2 protein-coding genes are annotated in these 1,360 nt (G+C 39.8%); both read right to left on the bottom strand.

Going from position 1 to position 1,360, the window contains the following annotated elements; all coding sequences use genetic code 11:
* A partial coding sequence (locus tag V7659_RS27980) for a DEAD/DEAH box helicase (RefSeq protein ID WP_335543335.1) occupies nucleotides 1-897 on the bottom strand: 897 nt, incomplete at its 3' end.
* 106 nt (nucleotides 898-1,003) lie between these two features.
* A complete protein-coding gene (locus V7659_RS27975; protein ID WP_335543334.1) occupies nucleotides 1,004-1,303 on the bottom strand; it encodes a DUF5658 family protein in 300 nt (99 codons plus the stop codon).
* Between the last annotated feature and the right edge of the window lie 57 nt (nucleotides 1,304-1,360).

The raw sequence follows: 1,360 nt of genomic DNA, 5'->3' as shown, positions 1-1,360 counted from the left end.
TCCTCTTGCCGCCACATCCGTAGCAATCAGCATGCTCATTTTTCCATCACGGAAAGACTTTAATGCAGTCTGCCGTTCGAGCTTTTTCATGTCGCTATGCAAGATTCCAATTGACAGCTCTTTAAAATGTAATTTTTCCTTAAATACTTCAATTTCGCCGATATCATTAATAAACGCTAGCGACTTACTATTTTCTAAGCGAGTGATTTTTTCAAGCAGCTTGATTTTATCTCTCGGCTCACAAGAAAAATAAATATGTTCGACTTCTCCGGAAGAAGCAAGTTCATCCTTTTCGATCCGAAGAACTTCGGGGTCCTTGGTCATATCCTTGGCTAATTTCTCTGTTGCCGGTTTCATTGTTGCAGAAAACAATACCACTTGGCGGTCGCTCATGGTTGATTTCACAATATTTTGGACGGTATTAAGATGTTCGTGAATAAGTAATTGATCTCCCTCATCGAGAACTACCAGTTTTACTTCATGCATTTTCACTTTTTTCTGTTTAATCAGTTCAAGTAAACGGCCGGGTGTAGCAAATATTACATGCGGGCGTTTCTTTAACTTCTCAAGCTGCCGTTTCATATTGGCTCCGCCAATAATGGAAGTGCCTCTGATTCCGCTGCCCTCAGACCACTTTTGAAATTCTTGATAGACCTGCATCACCAGCTCTTGCGAAGAAGCTAACACAATAGCTTGGAGTGATTGTAAACTAGGGTCCATTTTATCTAATAATGGAAGTAGATAAGCTAGCGTTTTACCAGTACCTGTCGGTGACTCGGCAATTAAATCCTTGCCTTCAAGAATCATCGGAATGGCGGCTGCTTGAATGGAAGTCGGCTGTTGAAACCCAGACTTTTCCCAGGCTGCCTGCAAGTATGGTTTTAAGGTATTTAACATAGTGTACTCCTTTATTTAAAAATCATTTTTCTTATTATTTGTCTTTCCATATCGTATTGATACTAACGTAATAAGCTCGGAGTGTCTAGTTAGCAATAGTGTAAAGTCATGCTGCAGAATTGAAATAGAGGGCAATCCAAACCATATGATAAATCAGGGCGGAGAAGTAAAGAACGCAAGTGGAAACCAAGAGCATCCGAATCCAGCCTTTTAATGGACGCAGGTAAAACAACCCAAGCAAGGTTAGGGGCAAAAAGATTTTGATAATATAAAAATAAGACCAGCTTTTCTCAATGACAAGTTTCATCATCGGATTCCCTTCAGAAACGATACCTGAAGCAATCCCAACATGCGTCAGAACAGCATCCAACAGTCCAGCAATTAGCAGGAATAAACAAAGTCTCATTACTACCACCTCAGGAAGAATTAGTTAATTAGTTTCCATTATTTCTAGTAATACTTA

It is taken from the genome of Neobacillus drentensis, assembly GCF_036966985.1.
GTDB lineage: Bacteria > Bacillota > Bacilli > Bacillales > Cytobacillaceae > Neobacillus > Neobacillus drentensis_E.
The sequence above is the reverse complement of the archived record's forward strand: the minus strand, read 5'-3'. Positions and strand labels throughout refer to the sequence as shown.

What these genes read in the sequence shown, in the direction of transcription:
- V7659_RS27975 (WP_335543334.1), bottom strand. Translation starts at nt 1,303, where the DNA reads ATGAGACTTTGTTTATTCCTGCTAATTGCTGGACTGTTGGATGCTGTT.